Annotated in this window: 16 protein-coding genes; 9 read left to right on the top strand and 7 right to left on the bottom strand. The window is 71.7% G+C overall.

The features are described from left to right. Nucleotides 1-5 precede the first annotated feature (5 nt). Nucleotides 6-305 (top strand): hypothetical protein, encoded by a 300-nt coding sequence (locus ACLJPY_RS07265; protein ID WP_410587240.1) that lies wholly within the window; start codon nt 6-8, stop codon nt 303-305. Nucleotide 306: 1 nt separating this feature from the next. Here ACLJPY_RS07265 and ACLJPY_RS07260 read toward each other — a convergent pair whose 3' ends face one another. Next, nucleotides 307-588: a DUF2277 domain-containing protein gene (locus ACLJPY_RS07260; RefSeq protein ID WP_410587239.1), complete on the bottom strand. Its 282-nt coding sequence runs from the start codon at nt 586-588 to the stop codon at nt 307-309. Nucleotides 589-689: 101 nt separating this feature from the next. Here ACLJPY_RS07260 and ACLJPY_RS07255 point away from each other — a divergent pair, with 101 nt between their 5' ends. After that, nucleotides 690-1,631, top strand: coding sequence for an Ldh family oxidoreductase (locus tag ACLJPY_RS07255; RefSeq protein ID WP_410587238.1), 942 nt, complete (start codon nt 690-692; stop codon nt 1,629-1,631). 451 nt (nt 1,632-2,082) lie between these two features. Here ACLJPY_RS07255 and ACLJPY_RS07250 read toward each other — a convergent pair whose 3' ends face one another. Continuing rightward, complete coding sequence (locus tag ACLJPY_RS07250; protein ID WP_410587237.1) at nt 2,083-2,313, bottom strand: RNA-binding S4 domain-containing protein; 231 nt, start codon at nt 2,311-2,313, stop codon at nt 2,083-2,085. A 17-nt stretch (nt 2,314-2,330) separates the two neighbouring features. After that, nucleotides 2,331-3,125, bottom strand: coding sequence for a trypsin-like serine peptidase (locus ACLJPY_RS07245; protein ID WP_410587236.1), 795 nt, complete (start codon nt 3,123-3,125; stop codon nt 2,331-2,333). Nucleotides 3,126-3,264: 139 nt separating this feature from the next. Here ACLJPY_RS07245 and ACLJPY_RS07240 point away from each other — a divergent pair, with 139 nt between their 5' ends. Together ACLJPY_RS07240 and ACLJPY_RS07235 are read left to right on the top strand one after the other, a co-directional pair. Next, nucleotides 3,265-4,074 (top strand): SDR family NAD(P)-dependent oxidoreductase, encoded by an 810-nt coding sequence (locus ACLJPY_RS07240; RefSeq protein ID WP_410587235.1) that lies wholly within the window; start codon nt 3,265-3,267, stop codon nt 4,072-4,074. Between the two features lie 120 nt (nt 4,075-4,194). Further along, nucleotides 4,195-4,830 (top strand): hypothetical protein, encoded by a 636-nt coding sequence (locus ACLJPY_RS07235; protein WP_410587234.1) that lies wholly within the window; start codon nt 4,195-4,197, stop codon nt 4,828-4,830. A gap of 1 nt (nt 4,831) precedes the next feature. On the opposite strand, the gene ACLJPY_RS07230 is transcribed toward ACLJPY_RS07235, so the two are convergent. Beyond that, complete coding sequence (locus ACLJPY_RS07230; protein ID WP_410587233.1) at nt 4,832-5,491, bottom strand: response regulator; 660 nt, start codon at nt 5,489-5,491, stop codon at nt 4,832-4,834. Continuing rightward, entirely contained in the window at nt 5,488-7,071 is a 1,584-nt protein-coding gene (locus tag ACLJPY_RS07225; protein ID WP_410587613.1) for an ATP-binding protein, read from the bottom strand. The genes ACLJPY_RS07230 and ACLJPY_RS07225 overlap by 4 nt, the downstream gene beginning before the upstream one ends. 192 nt (nt 7,072-7,263) lie before the next feature. Between ACLJPY_RS07225 and ACLJPY_RS07220 the strand changes: the two genes are divergently transcribed. The 4 genes from ACLJPY_RS07220 (at nt 7,264) to ACLJPY_RS07205 (ending at nt 10,916) form a co-directional block, all read left to right on the top strand. Beyond that, entirely contained in the window at nt 7,264-8,070 is an 807-nt protein-coding gene (locus ACLJPY_RS07220) for an ABC transporter ATP-binding protein (protein ID WP_410587232.1), read from the top strand. Continuing rightward, nucleotides 8,060-8,947, top strand: coding sequence for an ABC transporter permease (locus ACLJPY_RS07215; protein ID WP_410587231.1), 888 nt, complete (start codon nt 8,060-8,062; stop codon nt 8,945-8,947). Before ACLJPY_RS07220 ends, ACLJPY_RS07215 begins: the two co-directional genes overlap by 11 nt. Before the next feature lies 1 nt (nt 8,948). Beyond that, a complete protein-coding gene (locus ACLJPY_RS07210; RefSeq protein ID WP_410587230.1) occupies nt 8,949-10,001 on the top strand; it encodes an ABC transporter substrate-binding protein in 1,053 nt (350 codons plus the stop codon). Nucleotides 10,002-10,220: 219 nt separating this feature from the next. Continuing rightward, nucleotides 10,221-10,916, top strand: a complete 696-nt coding sequence (locus tag ACLJPY_RS07205) for a G1 family glutamic endopeptidase (protein ID WP_410587229.1) — start codon at nt 10,221-10,223, stop codon at nt 10,914-10,916. A 1-nt stretch (nt 10,917) separates the two neighbouring features. Here ACLJPY_RS07205 and ACLJPY_RS07200 read toward each other — a convergent pair whose 3' ends face one another. Together ACLJPY_RS07200 and ACLJPY_RS07195 are read right to left on the bottom strand one after the other, a co-directional pair. Further along, a complete protein-coding gene (locus tag ACLJPY_RS07200) occupies nt 10,918-11,526 on the bottom strand; it encodes a hypothetical protein (protein ID WP_410587612.1) in 609 nt (202 codons plus the stop codon). A gap of 120 nt (nt 11,527-11,646) precedes the next feature. Further along, a complete protein-coding gene (locus ACLJPY_RS07195; protein WP_410587228.1) occupies nt 11,647-14,556 on the bottom strand; it encodes an ATP-binding protein in 2,910 nt (969 codons plus the stop codon). Between the two features lie 449 nt (nt 14,557-15,005). Between ACLJPY_RS07195 and ACLJPY_RS07190 the strand changes: the two genes are divergently transcribed. Further along, entirely contained in the window at nt 15,006-16,109 is a 1,104-nt protein-coding gene (locus tag ACLJPY_RS07190) for a S1 family peptidase (protein ID WP_410587227.1), read from the top strand. The last annotated feature ends 36 nt before the right edge of the window (nt 16,110-16,145 follow it).

The raw sequence follows: 16,145 nt of genomic DNA, 5'->3' as shown, positions 1-16,145 counted from the left end.
GCGTCGTGCGCGGGGTCGCCGGGACGATCGACGGTGTCCCGGTCGCGTTGCGCGTCCACGAAACGGCCGCCGCGGGGCTCGCCGGGTTCGACCCGGTCTGCTTCTCGATCGCCGACCGCGCGGCCGCCGAGGCGTGGATCGCGCGGCTGGACGAGCTCGGCGTCGAGCACCCGCCGCTGTTCGAAGCCACCCTCGGCTGGATGGTCCGCGTCCACGACCCAGACGGCACCGAAATCCGGCTCTACAGCCTGGCGAAGGACGTCGACCACACCGGCGAGCGCGGCTTCGCCCAGCGCGTGCGCTGACTCAGGGCTGCCGCAGGGCCTTCGCGGCGATGCGCGCCTGGACCTCGGGACGGCGCAGCGGCGGCACGGTCGCCGGCGGCTGGCGGCGCTCGGGCAGCTGTTCCAGCAGCCGGGCGGTGATCTCGGTGATCTCGGCGACCGCCGCTTCGAACGGCTCGCGCGTCGCGTCCGAGAGCGACTGCACGCCGGTCACCTTGCGGACGTACTGGCGGGCCGCGGCCTCGATCTCCTCGCCCGTCGCGGCCGGCTGGAGCCCTCGCAGGGTGGTGATGTTTCGGCACATGCCGCTCAGCGTACGGCTTTTCGCGGGCCCCGATCACACGGTCGGGTAGGCCCGGGCCCGCTTCGTTGACGCCCGAACCGGCGCTGGGCAAGGTCGGGGAAGTGCCCCTCAGACCGCGCCCGTTCCGCTCCGCCCGCCCCGAACCCGGCATCCTCGAAGAAGAGGTCCCGGAAACCCCGATCCCGGAACAGGCCTGGCCCCGCGTGCGGGCCGACGAACTGGTCACCCTGGTGGCCCACGTCTTCGCCGCGCACGGTCTCCCCGAAGCGCGCGCCCGCATCGCCGCCGAGGCGCTCTGCCACGGCGATCTGACCGGCTCGCCGGAGACCGGCGTCGCCGACCTGACCCGGGTGCACCTGCCGCTGCTGAAGAACGGGCTCGTCGTGCCGCACGCCGAGCCGCTGATGATCGCTGACCGCGGGGCCGCCGCGCTGATCGACTACCGCCGCGCGCCCGGGCTGTGGGCCGTCGGCGACGCCATGGACAGGGCGGTGGCGCGGGCCGGCCGCTTCGGCGTCGGGCTCATCTCACTGCGGGGCATCGGGCCGTTCGGCCGCGCCGGGCACCACGCCGCACGCGCCCTGCCGCACGCCATGATCGGGCTGGTGCTGGCCGCGGGCGGCGAACCCGGCCAGCCGATGAACCCGCTGGGCATGGCGGCCCCGGGCGGGGCGTACCCCGAGTTCGTCTTCGACATGGACCGCCCGGGTTCGGAGGCGGCCGGGCTGACGTTGCTGGTCGATGTGCTCGCCGGGGTGCTCTCAGGCGTCGCCGACCACGAGCACGACACCGGGCTGTTGGTCATGGCCATCGCCCCGACGACGCTGCGCAGCGCTGACGGGTTCTACCGCGCGGCGAGCGCGTTGTTCGGCAGCATGCTCGGCTGGGACGGTGGGGCGCCGATCCGGTATCCGGGCTGGCGCGAGGCTCAGCACCTCGAGCAGTGCCGGGCGCTCGGTGTGCCGCTGGCCGGGCCGGTGCGGCGGGAACTGGATGCTTTGGCCGCGTCGCTGGGGTTGGCGGTGTTGAGCAGCGCGGGGTAGGGCGGCTGTTGGGTGCTCTGTTGTGGTTGGGGTCTGTTGTCGGTGAGCTCTGCCGGGACCAAGCTTTGCGGCGACCGAGCCCTGCCGCGGGTGAGGTCTGCCGGGACCAAGCTCTGCCGCGACCGAGGTCTGCCGCGACCGAGCCCTGCCGGGCCAAGTGGCGGGTCCGACCTCCCCCGCCCCTCCGGGGGGATTTTCAGCCGGCGGCCGGGTTCGTCAAGGCGGGAAAGCGTGCCTTGACGAACCCGGCCGCCGGCTGAACTGAAGGCTGGGATGAGGGGCGGGGGAGGTCTGGTGACGTCGTGGTCGGCTTGCGTTGCCGGCCGCCGGCTGGGGAGAGGCCGGGGAGGTCTGGTGATCTCGTGGTCGGCTTGCGTTGCCGGCCGCCGGTTTCGGAGGCCTCCGGCGGGTCAAGCAAGTGGTTCCCAGGCGGGGAGGCAATCTCCGTGAATCACGGTTGGTGGACCAGGATCACCTTTGCGCGGTCGGGGCCCACCGTCACCAGGTCGCCGTTGGTCAGCTGGCGGCCGCGGCGGGTCTCCACCTCGCCGTTGACCTTGACCTCCTCTGCGTCGATCAGGTCCTTTACGTGGGTGCCGTCCTCGGCGAGGCCGGCCAGCTTGAGGAACTGGCCGAGGCGGATCGGCTCTCCGGTGATGGGTACGTCGACGGGCTCGCTCATGCCCGCATCATGCCGCCTCAGGTGCGGGCCGTCGTCTGGCGGTAGAGCGCCAGCACGTCCGTGTCGAAGTAGCTCGAGTACGACGTGTCGGCGTCGTCGCCGCCGAACTCGAAGCCGCCGATGACGCCGATTACCGTGCCGAGGCGGGTTTGGGGGTTCTGGCCGGTGACCCACGGGCCGCCGCTCGTGCCCGTCGGGAAGCCCGCGCAGTCCACCTTCAGCTGGAACGTGTCCTGCCTGCTGGTCGTGTTCTGGCAGACCGCGGCCACTTCCGAGTCGTCCGGGTAGCCGGTCAGCGTGATCGGCTGCTCGAACGGTGTGCCGGTGGCCAGCAGGTTCGCGCCGACCAGGCTTTCCAGGGTCTTCGTGGTGCCCGCCTGGTGCGCGGTGGCGAAGCCGACGTCGAGGTCCGGGTCCGAGGAAGTCGTCCAGCCCGGTGCGACGAGCTCGTCCGAGACCGTCCAGTAGCCGAAGGGCGCGATGCCGTCGTGGTAGCCGGGCGCGAAGGTGACGCCGGTGACGTAGCCGCCGCCCTCGCCGGTGTGGATGCAGTGGGCCGCGGTCAGCAGCACGTCACCCCGTTCGCTGTGCACGACGCTCGCGGTGCAGTAGTGCTCGCCTTCGGCGAACAGCGCTCCGACCGCGGGGCTCGACACCGCGGGCAGGTTGCGCACCGGTGCCGCTTGGACCGTGGTGGTCTCGGGTGCCGTCGCGTCCGCCGGCTCGGGCTGCCGGGCCGCGACGACCACCTCGTAGGTGAGGCCGAGCAGCACGACCGCGGCGAGGATGAGCAGGACGGCGGGCCGCCGCACGGAACATCGCCTCCTCGTCTCGGTGCTGCCGACGATGCCACCATAGGACGACGCACGGGCACAACGAGCACACCCACAGCAAGCTCACAGCCGCTAGCATCGGCTACTCGGGAGTAGCACCAACCGGTCGGGAGGGCCGATGAAGCAGTTCGCGGACAAGGTCGTGGTGATCACCGGAGCGGGGTCGGGCATCGGCCGCGCGCTCGCGTGCGAGTTCGCCCGCCGCGGGGCCAGGGTGGCGCTGTCCGACGTCGTCACCGCGAACGCCGAGGAGACGGCCGAGCTCGCCGGCGGCAACGCCCGGGCGTACACGTTGGACGTCGCCGACCGCAGCGCCGTGCTCGCGCACGCCGACGACGTCGCCGACGAGTTCGGCGCGGTCAACGTCGTCGTGAACAACGCGGGTGTGGCCCTCGGCGCGAACGTCGAGGAGATGTCGTTCGAGGACTACGACTGGCTGATGGGCATCAACCTCGGCGGGGTCGTGAACGGCACGAAGGCGTTCCTGCCGCACCTGATCGCCTCCGGCGACGGGCACGTCGTCAACGTTTCCAGTGTCTTCGGCTTCGTCGGCGTGCCGACGCAGAGCGCCTACAACGCGGCGAAGTTCGCGGTCCGCGGATTCACCGAAGCGCTGCGCGAAGAAATGCTGGTCGCGCGGTACCCGGTCGCGGTGAGCTGCGTCCACCCGGGCGGGATCAAGACGAACATCGTGCGCAACTCCCGCAGCGGCGCCGAAAACCAGGAGAAGGCGGCGCAGGGGTTCGAGCGGATCGCCCGCACCACACCGGAAAAGGCGGCGCAGACGATCCTGCGCGGGATCGAGCGGAAGTCGGCCCGGATCCTCATCGGACCCGACGCCTACGTCATCGACGCCATTCCGCGCGTGCTCGGCTCGGCCTACCAGCGGCCGCTCGCGGCGCTCGCCCGGCTCGGGCTCAAGTCGTAGCGAAGAAGCCGAAACCGTTTCAACCGGCTCGTTCACTCAATCGAGTTGCGTTTCGGACAGCACCGTCCGAAATGGTCCAGAATGCGTGGGGTCCGCCAGCCCCCGCCACGGAGGTCCCCGATGCTTCGCACCGCACCGCGCAGTGCGACCCGTTCGTCCCGCGACCACACCGCGGTCGAGCTGCTGGATCGCACCGGCATCGTCGCGGCGAGCCTGCCCCGGCGCCGCCGCACCGACGACGAGGCGAGCCGCGGGGACGAGCCGATCTACACGCGGCCGCCGGTGTGCGACCAGGACCTGCGCCCGAAGTCGGTGGTGATCCGGCGGCGGGCCCGCACGTGGCTCGGCGGCGGCGCGGCGGTGCTGCTCGTCGCGGCCGGCTGGCTCGCCGGCGGGCTCTTCACCGGCGGCCTGTTCTCCCCGGCGGCGGAACACGACGTCGCCCAGCTGGACACGCGCCCGGCCGTGGCCGCGTCGCCCGCGCCCGTACCCGCGCCGCAGCCGCCGGCCCCGCAGGCGCCGGTCGTCGTCACGCCCGCGCCGGAGACCGTGTACGTGCCGGTGCCCGCCAAGCCGGCGCCGAAACAGGGGCAGGTGCAGGCGCAGGCGCAGGCCAAACCGCAGCCGAAGAAGCCGGTGCCGGACGACGAGTCCGAGGCGCGGGTCGACCTGCCGTCGTCCACCGCGCCGTCGACCAACCCCGTCCAGGCGTGGGTCGACATCGCCGAGAGCATGATGCAGCGCTACGGCCGGTGACTCAGGCTCCCGACCAGCGGTATTCGTGCTCGGGGCGGCCCGTGGCGCCGTAACGCAGGCGCATCTGGACCGTGCCCGACCCGGCCAGCGCGGTGAGGTACCGCTGCGCGGTCGCCCGGGCCATGCCGAGCTCGCCCGCGACCTCCGCGGCCGACAGCGGCCGCCCGGCGCGCCGCAGCTGCTCGGAAACGAGCCGGGACGTCGCCGTCGACTGGCCCTTCGGCGCGGTCGTGCGGTCCTGGTCGTGCAGCACGCGGTACGCGCGGTCGACGTCGTCCTGGGCCAGCGCCCGGTCTTCGGCGAGCAACCCGCGGAACCGCGCGTACGACGTCAGCCGTTCCGCGAGCTGCCGGGTGGTGAACGGCTTGATCAGGTAGTTCAGCGCGCCGGCCCGGATCGCCGCGGCCACCGACGCGGTGTCCGTCGCCGCGGACAGCACGATCGTGTCGGTCTGCAGCTCCGGGAGCACCGCGAGCCCGGACTCGTCGGGCAGGTAGACGTCGAGCAGGATCAGGTCCGGCGCGAGCTCCCGGACGCGGGCGCGGGCCTCGGCGGCGGTGTGCGCGGTGCCGACCACCGCGAAGCCCTCGACCTCCTCGACGAACCCGGCGTGCACCCCGGCAACCCGGAAGTCGTCGTCGACGATGAGCGTGCGGATCATCCGTCCTCCGTCAGCATTCCGGGCAGTTTCGCGACGAACAGGGCTCCCGTCTCGCCGTCGCCGGGGCCGGCCAGCCAGACGTCGCCGCCGCGGGCGCGGGCGGCCTGCCGGGCGAGCGCGAGGCCGAGGCCGTGCCCGGGCGCGATCTTCGTCGAGACGCCTTCGTCGAACAACGTCCGCCGCAGGTCGGCGGGCACGCCGGGGCCACTGTCCACAACGGACACGTGCAGCGTGTCGCCCTCGGCGAGCAGGCCGACCTCGACGGTCGCCGGCCGCCGCGGGCCCATCCGGGCGGCGTGCAGGGCGTTGTCGACGAGGTTGCCGATGACGGTGTTCGCGGCGATCGGGTCGGTCACCGCCGCCGGCACCCAGGTGTCCTCGGCGAGCTTCAGTGCGAGGCCCTTTTCCTGCGCCTGCTCGGTTTTGGCGACCAGCAGCGCCTGCAGGTACGGGTCGGCGACCGCGTCACCCAGCTCGCTCGGCCGGGCCGACGACGAGTCCGTCAGCGTCTGCAGGTATTCGACGGCCTCGGTGTGGTGGCCGAGCTGCAGCAGCCCGTAGAGCGTGTGCAGCCGGTTGGCGAACTCGTGCCGCTGGGCGCGCAGGCCGTCCGACAGGGCGCGGATGCCGTCGAGCTCGCGGGTGAGCGTGTCGAGGTCGGTGCGGTCGCGGAAGGTCAGCACCGTGCCGATCGGGCGGTCGTCCAGGCGCACCGCGCGGGAGTTGATCACCAGCACCCGGTTCCCGGCCACGGCCAGGAGGTTGTCGACCGGCCGTCCTTCGGCGACGGCCTTGTGCAGGCGCGGGCTGAGTTCGAGTTCGGACAGCGCCGCACCGAGCGGGAGTTCGGTGCCGAGCAGGCGTTCGGCTTCGTCGTTGCGCACCGAGACGCGGTTGGCCTCGTCGACCGCGAGGACGCCTTCGCCGATCCCGTGCAGCACGGCCTCGCGTTCGTAGAGCAGCTCGGTGAGCTCGTGCGGCTCCAGGCCGTGCGTGACGCGTCGAAGCCGCCGGTTGAGCAGCGCGGACGCGCCCGCGCCGAGCAGTAGCGCGCCGCCCGCGAACAGCAGCGTGATCGCGAGCTTCTGGTTGAACGCGCTGATCGGCTGGGCCACCTCGAACCCGACACTCACTTCGCCGACCACCCGGCGGTGGTCCGGCGTGAAGATCGGCGTCTTGCTGCGGACGGACAGCCCGAGCGTGCCGCTGGCCACGGTGTTGACGTCGTCGAACCCGGCGAGCGCGCGTTCCGCCGAGGTGCTCACCTTCTTGCCGATCTCGGTCGGAGTCGGGTGCGCGAGCCGGATACCCCGGTCGTCGGTGATCACGACGAACAGCGCGTCCGTGCGGTCGCTCACGGCCAGCGCGCGTTCCTGCAGAGCACCGCCGGGGATCTTCGCGGCGGTATCGGCCATGACGACCGGGTCTTCCGCCACGGACTTCGCGATGGCCAGCGCACGCTCGCCGTACTGGTCGGTGAGGGTCTGCCGCAGGAGCACGCTGACCAGGGCGACCCCGATCCCGACGACGAGGACGACCACGCCGATCTGCAGCAGCAGCACCTGCCTGCTGAACCGCATCCGCGGGAAGAGCGCCCACTTTGGCATGGCTGGGAACATACCCCCAGGTCACGGCAGTGCGCTAAATGAGCAAAACATTCAGAACGCACAGCTCGCGCGGAGAACGTCGACAAGCTTCACCTGGGCGCCACGCGTACTTAACGTCCCTTCCCAACGTGAGCCCCACCACGTGACGAAGGAGTCACCTCCACCATGGTTCCCCCACTGATCGAACTCACCGGAGCCACCAAACGGTTCCCGAGCGGGTCCGGTTCCGTGCACACGGCCGTCCGCGATCTGACCATGTCCGTCCGGCCCGGCGAGTTCGTCGCGGTCGTCGGCCCCACGGGCTGCGGCAAGTCGACGACGCTCTCGCTGGTCTCCGGTCTGCAGCCGCCGTCCGCCGGCCGGGTGCGGGTGAACGGCGAGGACGTGCGGTCCATTCCGGACGGTGTCGGGTACATGTTCCAGACCGACGCCGTGATGCCGTGGCGGTCGGTGCTGGAGAACGTCGCCTCCGGCCCGCGCTTCCGCGGGGTGCCGAAGGCCGAGGCCCGCGCGCAGGCCGTCGACTGGATCGCCCGCGTCGGGCTCGCCGGGTTCGAGAAGTACTACCCGCACCAGCTCTCCGGCGGTATGCGCAAGCGCGTCGCGCTGGCGCAGACGCTCGTCACCAAGCCGAAGATCCTGCTGATGGACGAGCCGTTCTCCGCGCTCGACGTCCAGACGCGGGCGCTGATGCAGGACGAGCTGCTGCGGCTGTGGTCCGGTTCGGGGGCCGCGGTGATCTTCGTGACGCACGACCTCGACGAGGCCATCGCGCTGGCGGACAAGGTCGTCGTGCTGACGACGTCGCCGGCCACCGTGAAGGACGTCTTCGAGATCCCGCTGGAGCGGCCGCGGAAGGTGGAGGAGCTGCGGCTGACCGAGGACTTCCGCAAGCTCTACGCCGACATCTGGGAATCACTGCGCAGCGAGGTCGACAAGGCCCGTGAGAAGGGAGCGAGCAATGTCGCTTGAGACTCCGGCGGCGACGTCCGCGCCGCTCCCCGTGCTCGAGACCGAGCAGGACATCCTCGCCCGCGCGAAGCAGGCGTCGGCGAAGCGCAAGCGCAACATCTGGCTGCTGCGCCTGGCGATCGTCGTGGTCTGGCTGGGCAGCTGGGAGCTGACCGCGACCTACTGGATCGACCCGTTCTTCTACTCGAAGCCGTCGAAGATCTGGGAACGGCTGGTCGAGTGGTTCAGCACCGGCACCGACTTCGGCTCGATCTGGTACCAGGTCCTGGTGACCGTCGAGGAGGCCGCGATCGGCTTCGTCATCGGCGCGATCGCCGGCGTGGTGCTCGGCGTGATCCTCGGCCGGAGCGCGTACCTGGCGCAGGTGCTGGCGCCGTTCATCAAGGCCGCCAACGCGTTGCCGCGCATCGTGCTCGCCGCGTTGTTCGTCATCTGGTTCGGGCTCGGGCTGTCGTCGAAGGTCGCGACCGTCGTCGTGCTCGTGTTCTTCGCGGTGTTCTTCAACGCCTTCACCGGCGCCCGCGAGGTCGACCGCAACCTCATCGACAACGCCCGCATCCTCGGTGCGACGCGCGGCCAGGTGCTCAAGTCGATCGTGCTGCCCAGCGCGACCTCCTGGATCCTGTCGTCGCTGCACGTGGCGTTCGGCTTCGCGCTGATCGGCGCGGTGGTCGGCGAGTACACCGGCGCGAAGGCCGGGATGGGCTTCCTGATCGCCAACGCGCAGGGCACGTTCGACACCGCCGGTGTGTACGCCGGGATGCTGATCATCACCGTCGTCGCGCTGCTGGCCGAGTGGGGGATCAGCACGCTGGAGGGCCGGCTGTTGCGGTGGCGGCCGCCGTCCGCCTCCGAAGCCGCGATCAAGGCGGTCTGACATGCGTCTCAAAAGGACAGTCGGCGCGCTGGCCGCGGTCGCGGTCGCCGCGGCCGGGCTCACCGCCTGCCGCGACTCGCGGGAGATCGCGCTCGGCACCACCGGGCAGCCGCACCTCAAGATCATGGTCGGCGGCCTGTCGAAGGTGATCTACCTGCCCGGGCAGCTGGCCCAGCAGATCGGCGCCTACCAGCGGCAGGGCTTGGACGTCGAGCTCTTCGACCAGCCGTCCGGCGCGAACGCCGAGACGTCGCTGCTGGCCGGTGAGGTGCAAGCGGTGGTCGGGTTCTACGACCACACGATCGACCTGCAGGCCAAGGAACAGTGCATCGAGAGCGTCGTGCAGTTCGCGAACGTGCCGGGCGAGGCCGAGATGGTCGCGACGAAAAAGGCCGGCGAGGTCAAGTCGGGTGCGGACTTCAAGGGCCGCAACCTCGGCGTCACGTCGCTGGGTTCGTCGACGGACTTCCTGACCAAGGCGCTGGCCCTGCGCGGCGGCGTCACGTCGAAGGAGTACACGCCGGTGAAGGTCGGCGCCGGGCAGACGTTCATCTCGGCGATGAACCAGGGCTCGATCGACGCCGGCATGACGACCGACCCGACGATCGCGCAGCTGACGAACACCGGCCAGGCGAAGGTGCTCTACGACATGCGCACGGTCGAAGGCACGAAGGCCGCGTTGGGCGGGTTGTACCCCGCGAGTTCGCTGTACATGGGCTGCGAAATCGTGAAGCGCTATCCGGACATCGTGCAGAAACTGGCCAACGCCTACGTCGAAACCCTGAAGTGGATTTCTTCGCACACGCCGGAACAGGTCGCCGCGGTGATGCCGCCGTCGTTCGCCGGCGGGGACAAGGCGCTGTACGTGAAGTCGCTGCGGGACAGCCTGCCGATGTTCACCAAGGACGGCCGGATGGACCCGGCCGGGGCGCAGAACGTGCTGAAGGTGCTCGGTGCGTCGTCGAGCAACGTCAAGCCGAAGAAGGACCGGATCGACCTGTCGAAGACGTACACGACCCGGTTCGTGGACGCCGCGCACGCACAGGAGCAGTAGCTCCGCTCACCCGACCGGGCGGTGGGTGAGCGACCTGAACCCGTGAAGGCCTCTTTTCCCCCGCGGAGGCCTTCACGGGTCTTTCTGCGCAATTCCGGCAAAATGGTGAGTATTTCCCGGAATGTGAAGACCCTTCGAAAGTAGCTACCTTCCGCCCGGCGCGAATCCAACACTTGGACACACGCTTTCCCGGTCCCCATCGGTGAACGGAGTCCCCGCATGTCCAAAACTCTCCGCGTCCTCACGGCCGTCGCCGCCGCAGCCGCCGGTCTCGCCGTCTCGGGCACCGCGCACGCCGCGGTCGAGTACGGGTCACACTTCCACGGCCACCAGTTCGCGGGCGGCAACTGGGGTGGTTACGTCAGCTTCGGCAGCTTCACGACGGCGACGGCGAGCTGGACCGAACCGTCGGTGACCTGCAACTCCACCAACGACCTGTTCGCGCCCTGGGTCGGCATCGACGGCGACGGATCGTCCACTGTGGAGCAGACCGGCGTCGAGACGGACTGCTCCAGCGGGCGTCCGGTGTACTCGGCCTGGTACGAAATGTACCCGGCCGCGCCGGTGTACTACAGCGTGTCGGTCAGCGCGGGCGACCACATCACCGCCACGGTGACGCGCACGGCCACGAACACCTACCGGCTGGACCTGGCCGACACGACCAAGGGCTGGTCCAAGTCGACGACGAAGTCGCTGACGTCCAGGCACGCGTCGGCGGAGGCGATCATCGAATCGCCGACCGACTCGTACCCGAGCATCTCGGGCGGGGTGAAGTTCACCGGCGTCAAGTTCAACGGGACGAACCTGGCCTCGACGAGCCCGTCCGCCCTCGACGCCGACGACCGCGGCAGCTACACGTGGATCCCGGGCGCGATCGGCTCCGACGGCCAGAGCTTCACCATCTCGCGGCACTGACCTACTTCAGGTTGTTGATCGCCCAGGCGACGACCATCACCGCCAGCACCAGCGAGACGGCGGCCTGCAGCATCATCGTCATCTTCGCCCAGATCCGCAGGGGCATGACGTCGGTGGGGCTGAAGGCCGCCGCGTTGGTGAAGGAGAAGTACAGGTAGTCCAGGTAGGACGGTTCCCAGCTCCGGCTCGCCAGGCCCGGGTCGGCCATCTGCGGGAACTGCAGGTCGGGGTACTCGGCCCGGCCCGCCGCCCGCCGGCCCGGGCCGCCGCGGTCGAACTCCCAGTACCAGAGGGAGAAGGCCACGATGTTCGTCCAGTAGACGATCCCGCCGGTGACGAGCACGGCGCCGGCCTTGTCGCCGATCGAGCCGCTCGCGATGCGGTAGACGAGTGACACGGCCGAGAAGGCGTTGACGGCGGTCACCGCGGCCACGAGCAGCAGCGAAATGATCCGCTCGACGGCGCTGAACTGCGTCATCCGGCCCGGGTTGGCGAGCAGCAGCGCGACGACGAGCAGCCCCGAGACGGCGGGCAGCAGCCACCACGGGTCCAGCGCCATGTCGTCGGGCAGGGCGACCTGCAGCACGAGGGTCGCGGCGACGACGCCCATCGCGGGCCAGCGCGTCTCCCCGGAGGTTCGCCGGCGCCAGGCGGGAAGTGCCTCTTCGTTCACGCGCTCAACGTAGGACGGCGGTGCTCCGGCCGCCAACGCTGCGCACTCAGCGTCTTGTCAGGAAGCCGGTGCGGTCGTCACCTCGCCGGGGAGCTTCCGCGCCACGTCCGTCCGGGAGCGGGCCCCGAGCTTCCGCAGGACCTTCGCCACGTGCTGTTCCACCGTGCGCGGCGAGAGGAACAGCCCGTCCGCGATCTCCCGGTTCGTCCGGCCTTCCGCGAGCATCCGCGCCACTTCGCGCTCACGCGGCGACAGCTCGCTGCCGTACCCGCGCCGCCCGCGTTGCGACGGTGCCCAGGCGCCGTGCTCGCGCAGCTGGTGACGGCAGCGGCCCGCGTCCCGGGTCGCGCCGAGCTGTTCGTACGCCTCGGCCGCCGCGGTCAGCTCGTCGACGGCCGATCGGTTGCCGGCCGCGAGGCGGCACATCGAGGCGCGTTCGCGCATGGCCGTCGCGGGGTAGGGCATCGGCAGGGCCGCGTAGCCGGTCGCGGCTTCGTCGAACAGCGCCGCCGCGGCCAGGTGCTTGCCGCGGGCTTCGAGCAGCACCGCGCGGCCGGCCACCAGCGCGGCCGCCGCCACCGGCGCGTCCCGGCCTTCGATGCCCCGGGCGAACGCCTCGACGACGTTGTCGGCCTCCGGCCAGCGACCGGCCCGCGCGTACGCCTGCGCTGCCGCCGGGACCAGGGCCGCCGCCCAGATCCAGACGCCCTTGCGCCCGGCGGCAGCCACCGCGGTGTCGGCGGCCGCGCAGGCGCCGTCGACGTCGTCGGTCGCGAGCAGCACCGAGATCAGCACCCCGGCGGCCGAGAGCACCACCGGGATCGGGCCGCGGTCCGGCGCGTGCACGCTCGCCGCGCTCAGGTGCCGTTGCGCGGCGGCGAACTCGCCGCGCACGGCCGCGAGGCCGCCGAGCACCAGCGAGGACTCCATGACGATCGGGCCGAGCTCCGGGTAGCTGTCCCGCAGCTGCTCGGCGGCCTCGGCCAGGCCGGTCCAGCGCCCGCGGACCCAGTCCAGCCGGACGCGGGTGCCCTGGATCAGGCCGATCGCGTACAGCGCGCCGGCGTCGGTCGCGCGCCGGACGCCCTCGGTCACCAGGCGTTCGGCGCGGTCGAGGTGGCCGGCCCACGACTGGCCGTCGGCCAGGTTGCACCACAGGCGGGCCAGCTGGACGCGCTCGGCGACCGTGCCGACGGTGTCCGACAGCGCTTCGAACTCGGTCCACGCCGAGCCGTCGCCGACGTGCGACGCCGCCGCGATGCGGTCGGCGGTGAGCGCGAGCCGCAGCTCGGGGTCGTCGAGCCGCTCGTACACCTCGCCCGCGCGGGCGCGCCAGGACTCGTGCCACGACAACGGCGTCAGCCCGTCGATCGGCTGGGCGAGCAGGGTGATCCCGCGCGCGGCGAGGTCGGGCCGGTCGGTCAGCTCGCCGACCGCCCGCTCGACCTCCAGCCGGCCGCGGCCGAGCCCGCCGATGGTCCGGACCAGCAGCATGCCGAGGCTGAGCCGGATCGACCCGCGGACCGACGGTGGCAGGGTCACCTCTTCGAGGACGCGCTGCAGCGTGCCGAGCACTTCCGGCCGGAACCCGCGCAGCGCGACCTGGCTCAGCTTGCCCGCCACGCGCCCGGTGTCGGCCTGCGACGGACCGGGTTCGGCGAGCACCGACTGCAGGAGGTCGATCGCGCGGGACGTCTCGCCGCGCGTGATGGCTTCGTCGGCGGCCGCCTCCGCGTAGTGCCGCCACTGGTCGACGCGGCCGGCCGCGCGGGAGTGCCGGGCCAGCAGCGTGAGCGGCGGGGACGGCTGCGCGGCGAGCACCCGGATCGCCTGCGCGTGCAGCAACGCGCGTTCGGGGCCGGTCACGGTGTCGTAGACCGCCTTGCGCGCCAGCGGGTGCCGGAAGCCGTACCTGCCGTCGCCGACCTCGCCGAGCACGCCACCCGAGAGGGCGTCGAGCAACGCGGTGCGGAGGGTGTCCTCGGTGATCCCGGCCAGCTCACCCAGCACGGCGGCTTCGGCACCGACCCCGAGCACCGCGGCCGCGCCGGCCAGCCGCACCGCCGGCCCCGGCAGCGCGGAAAGCCGTTCGGTGACCGCTTCCCGCAGCAGCACCGGCACTTCGAGGTTCTCCAGCAGGCGGTCGGAAAGGACTTCGCCGACCGGCAGCCGCTCGGCCGCTTCCTTCAGCGCCCGCAGCGTTTCCTCGACGACGAACGGGATCCCGGCGGTGCACTCGTGCAGCTTGGCCGCGAACTCGTCGGTGACGCGGGGCAGTTCGAGGATCTCGGCGGCCAGCGCGCGCACCGCCGCGACGTCGAGGACGCCGAGCGCGACGCGGGCCGAGTGCACCGCCGGGTCGGTGCGGAACGGGGCGCCGAGCGGGCCGGGCCGGACATCGGTGGGCGACCGGTAGGTGCCGACCACCGCCAGCTCGGGCGGCATCGACCCGGCGAGGAACCGCATGAGGTCACGGGTGTCCTCGTCGGCCCACTGCAGGTCGTCGATCAGCACGAGCGTGGGGCCGCAGGCGTGGAGGAGTTCCCGGACCGCGCGGAAGACGCGGTGGCGTTCGGCGACCGGGTCGGCGAGGGGTTCGGGCCGCGGGGGAAGCGCTTCCGCGAGCTCCGGCAGCAACGGCCGCAGCACGCCGGCGACCGGGCTGAGCGGGCCGAGCGGGGCGTCGCCGACCGCGCGAAGCGCTTCCAGCACGGGCCCGTAGGGGAAGGGTTCGCGCAGCGGCTGGCAGGCCCCGGTGAGCACGCGGCCGCCGTCGAACTCCTTGCGGCGCCCGATCTCCGCGAGCAGCCGGGTGCGGCCCATCCCCGGCTCGCCCTCGATCAGGACGGCGGCCGGGCGCCTCCGGAGCACGGCGACGATCGTGTCGAGCTCGGTGTCGCGGCCGGTCAGCCGGGCGGGTCCGGACCGGACGGAAACCGAGGTGGGGCGGGGGGTGGTCAGCCACATACGACCCTCCTCGCAGCGCACCGCAGACCAGTGCGCGGGAGCCTAAGCAGCGCGGATGCGTCCGTAAACCTTTCACCGAATACGGGTCCGGCGCTGTCGTCACACGTCCGCCTACCGACCGTCACCGGTTTGCTGCGCGAACCGGCGGAATCGGGTCACCCTGCGTACGAAACGCGGGCCGATCGCACGTTCGAACGTCGCTTCACGCGTTCGAGTGCGGTGAGTGACTACTGAAAGTAGTTCACGGAAACCCTACTTACGGACCTGTCCGACCGGGTGACACCGGGCGCTTGAGTCCGGCTGGAGCAGGGGATTCGTCCTCAGTGAATGCGTATACCCATTCGCCGGGCGCCCGGATTGCACCGTAACGCCCACTGCGGGGACCCTCACCCGGGGGAGTACCACTGCGTGGCCGGTGCGGAGCCGCGCGTAACCATGTAGGGAGAAGCATGAAGATCGCGAGACTTCTCGGTGCCGCTGCCACCGCGGTCGTGGCGACGGGCGCGCTGGTCGCGACCGCCGTCCCCGCGTCGGGCCAGGACCTGCTGAACCCCGACATCGTGCCCGCCATGCAGCGGGACCTCGGCCTGACCCACGACCAGGCGATCGCGCGGCTGAAGAGCGAGGACGTCGCGACGAAGGTCACCGAGTCGCTCACCGCGGCGCTCGGCGACGCGTTCGGGGGTGCCACCTACAACGCCGTCACGGGCAAGGCGCACGTCACCACGACGAACGCCGCGCTCGCCGGCAAGATCCGCGAGGCGGGCGCGGAAGCGGAAGTCGTGCGGTTCAGCGCCCGGCAGCTCAATTCCACTGTGGACCGGCTGAACGCGGCCGACCGGTCCGCATCCGCCGCGATCACCGGCTGGGGCGTCGACGACACCGTCAACCGCGTCACCCTCGACGTCCTGGCGGGCCAGCGCGCCGCCGCGGTGGCGTTCCTCGCCGGGTCCGGTGTGGACACTTCGGCGGTGACGATCCGCGAAACGGCGTCGAAGCCCACGACCTTCGCCAACATCCGCGGTGGCGACGCCTACTACATCGGCGGTTCGGCGCGCTGCTCGGTCGGCTTCGCGACCACGACCGGCTTCGTCACCGCCGGCCACTGCGGCGCGCTCACCGGCGGCGGCGCGCTGACCGGGTCGAACGGGGCCGCGCTCGGCAGCTGGATCACCTACCGGTTCCCGGGTGTCGACTACGCGGCGGTCCGGACCAACAGCAGCTGGACCCCGGTGGCGCAGATGAACAACGGCACCGCGGTGCGCGGCCAGTCCAACGCCGCGACCGGCACGTCGGTCTGCAAGGCCGGCTCGACCACCGGCTGGACCTGCGGCACCATCGGCGCCAAGAACCAGAGCGTCCGCTACTCCGAGGGCACGGTCAACGGCATGACCGCGACCAACGTCCACTCGGCGGCCGGTGACTCCGGCGGCGGCTTCATCGCCGGCAACTACGCGCAGGGCGTCCTGTCCGGCGGCAACACGTCCGTGACGTACTTCTACCCGATCGCCGGCGCGCTGTCCGGCACCGGCACCACCCTCAAGACCAGCTGATCCCCCGCACGCGGAAGGGCGGGTTCCGGGCGCCTC

It is taken from the genome of Amycolatopsis sp. lyj-23 (assembly GCF_046549135.1).
GTDB lineage: Bacteria > Actinomycetota > Actinomycetes > Mycobacteriales > Pseudonocardiaceae > Amycolatopsis.
The sequence above is the reverse complement of the archived record's forward strand: the minus strand, read 5'-3'. Positions and strand labels throughout refer to the sequence as shown.

What these genes read in the sequence shown, in the direction of transcription:
- ACLJPY_RS07200 (WP_410587612.1), bottom strand. Translation starts at nt 11,526, where the DNA reads ATGGGCGTCGTCGCCGCGACCCTCGTGCTGCAGGTCGCCCTGCCCGAC.
- ACLJPY_RS07195 (WP_410587228.1), bottom strand. Translation starts at nt 14,556, where the DNA reads ATGTGGCTGACCACCCCCCGCCCCACCTCGGTTTCCGTCCGGTCCGGA.
- ACLJPY_RS07260 (WP_410587239.1), bottom strand. Translation starts at nt 588, where the DNA reads ATGTGCCGAAACATCACCACCCTGCGAGGGCTCCAGCCGGCCGCGACG.
- ACLJPY_RS07205 (WP_410587229.1), top strand. Translation starts at nt 10,221, where the DNA reads ATGTCCAAAACTCTCCGCGTCCTCACGGCCGTCGCCGCCGCAGCCGCC.
- ACLJPY_RS07220 (WP_410587232.1), top strand. Translation starts at nt 7,264, where the DNA reads ATGGTTCCCCCACTGATCGAACTCACCGGAGCCACCAAACGGTTCCCG.
- ACLJPY_RS07215 (WP_410587231.1), top strand. Translation starts at nt 8,060, where the DNA reads ATGTCGCTTGAGACTCCGGCGGCGACGTCCGCGCCGCTCCCCGTGCTC.
- ACLJPY_RS07235 (WP_410587234.1), top strand. Translation starts at nt 4,195, where the DNA reads ATGCTTCGCACCGCACCGCGCAGTGCGACCCGTTCGTCCCGCGACCAC.
- ACLJPY_RS07230 (WP_410587233.1), bottom strand. Translation starts at nt 5,491, where the DNA reads ATGATCCGCACGCTCATCGTCGACGACGACTTCCGGGTTGCCGGGGTG.
- ACLJPY_RS07250 (WP_410587237.1), bottom strand. Translation starts at nt 2,313, where the DNA reads ATGAGCGAGCCCGTCGACGTACCCATCACCGGAGAGCCGATCCGCCTC.
- ACLJPY_RS07225 (WP_410587613.1), bottom strand. Translation starts at nt 7,071, where the DNA reads ATGCGGTTCAGCAGGCAGGTGCTGCTGCTGCAGATCGGCGTGGTCGTC.
- ACLJPY_RS07190 (WP_410587227.1), top strand. Translation starts at nt 15,006, where the DNA reads ATGAAGATCGCGAGACTTCTCGGTGCCGCTGCCACCGCGGTCGTGGCG.
- ACLJPY_RS07240 (WP_410587235.1), top strand. Translation starts at nt 3,265, where the DNA reads ATGAAGCAGTTCGCGGACAAGGTCGTGGTGATCACCGGAGCGGGGTCG.
- ACLJPY_RS07210 (WP_410587230.1), top strand. Translation starts at nt 8,949, where the DNA reads ATGCGTCTCAAAAGGACAGTCGGCGCGCTGGCCGCGGTCGCGGTCGCC.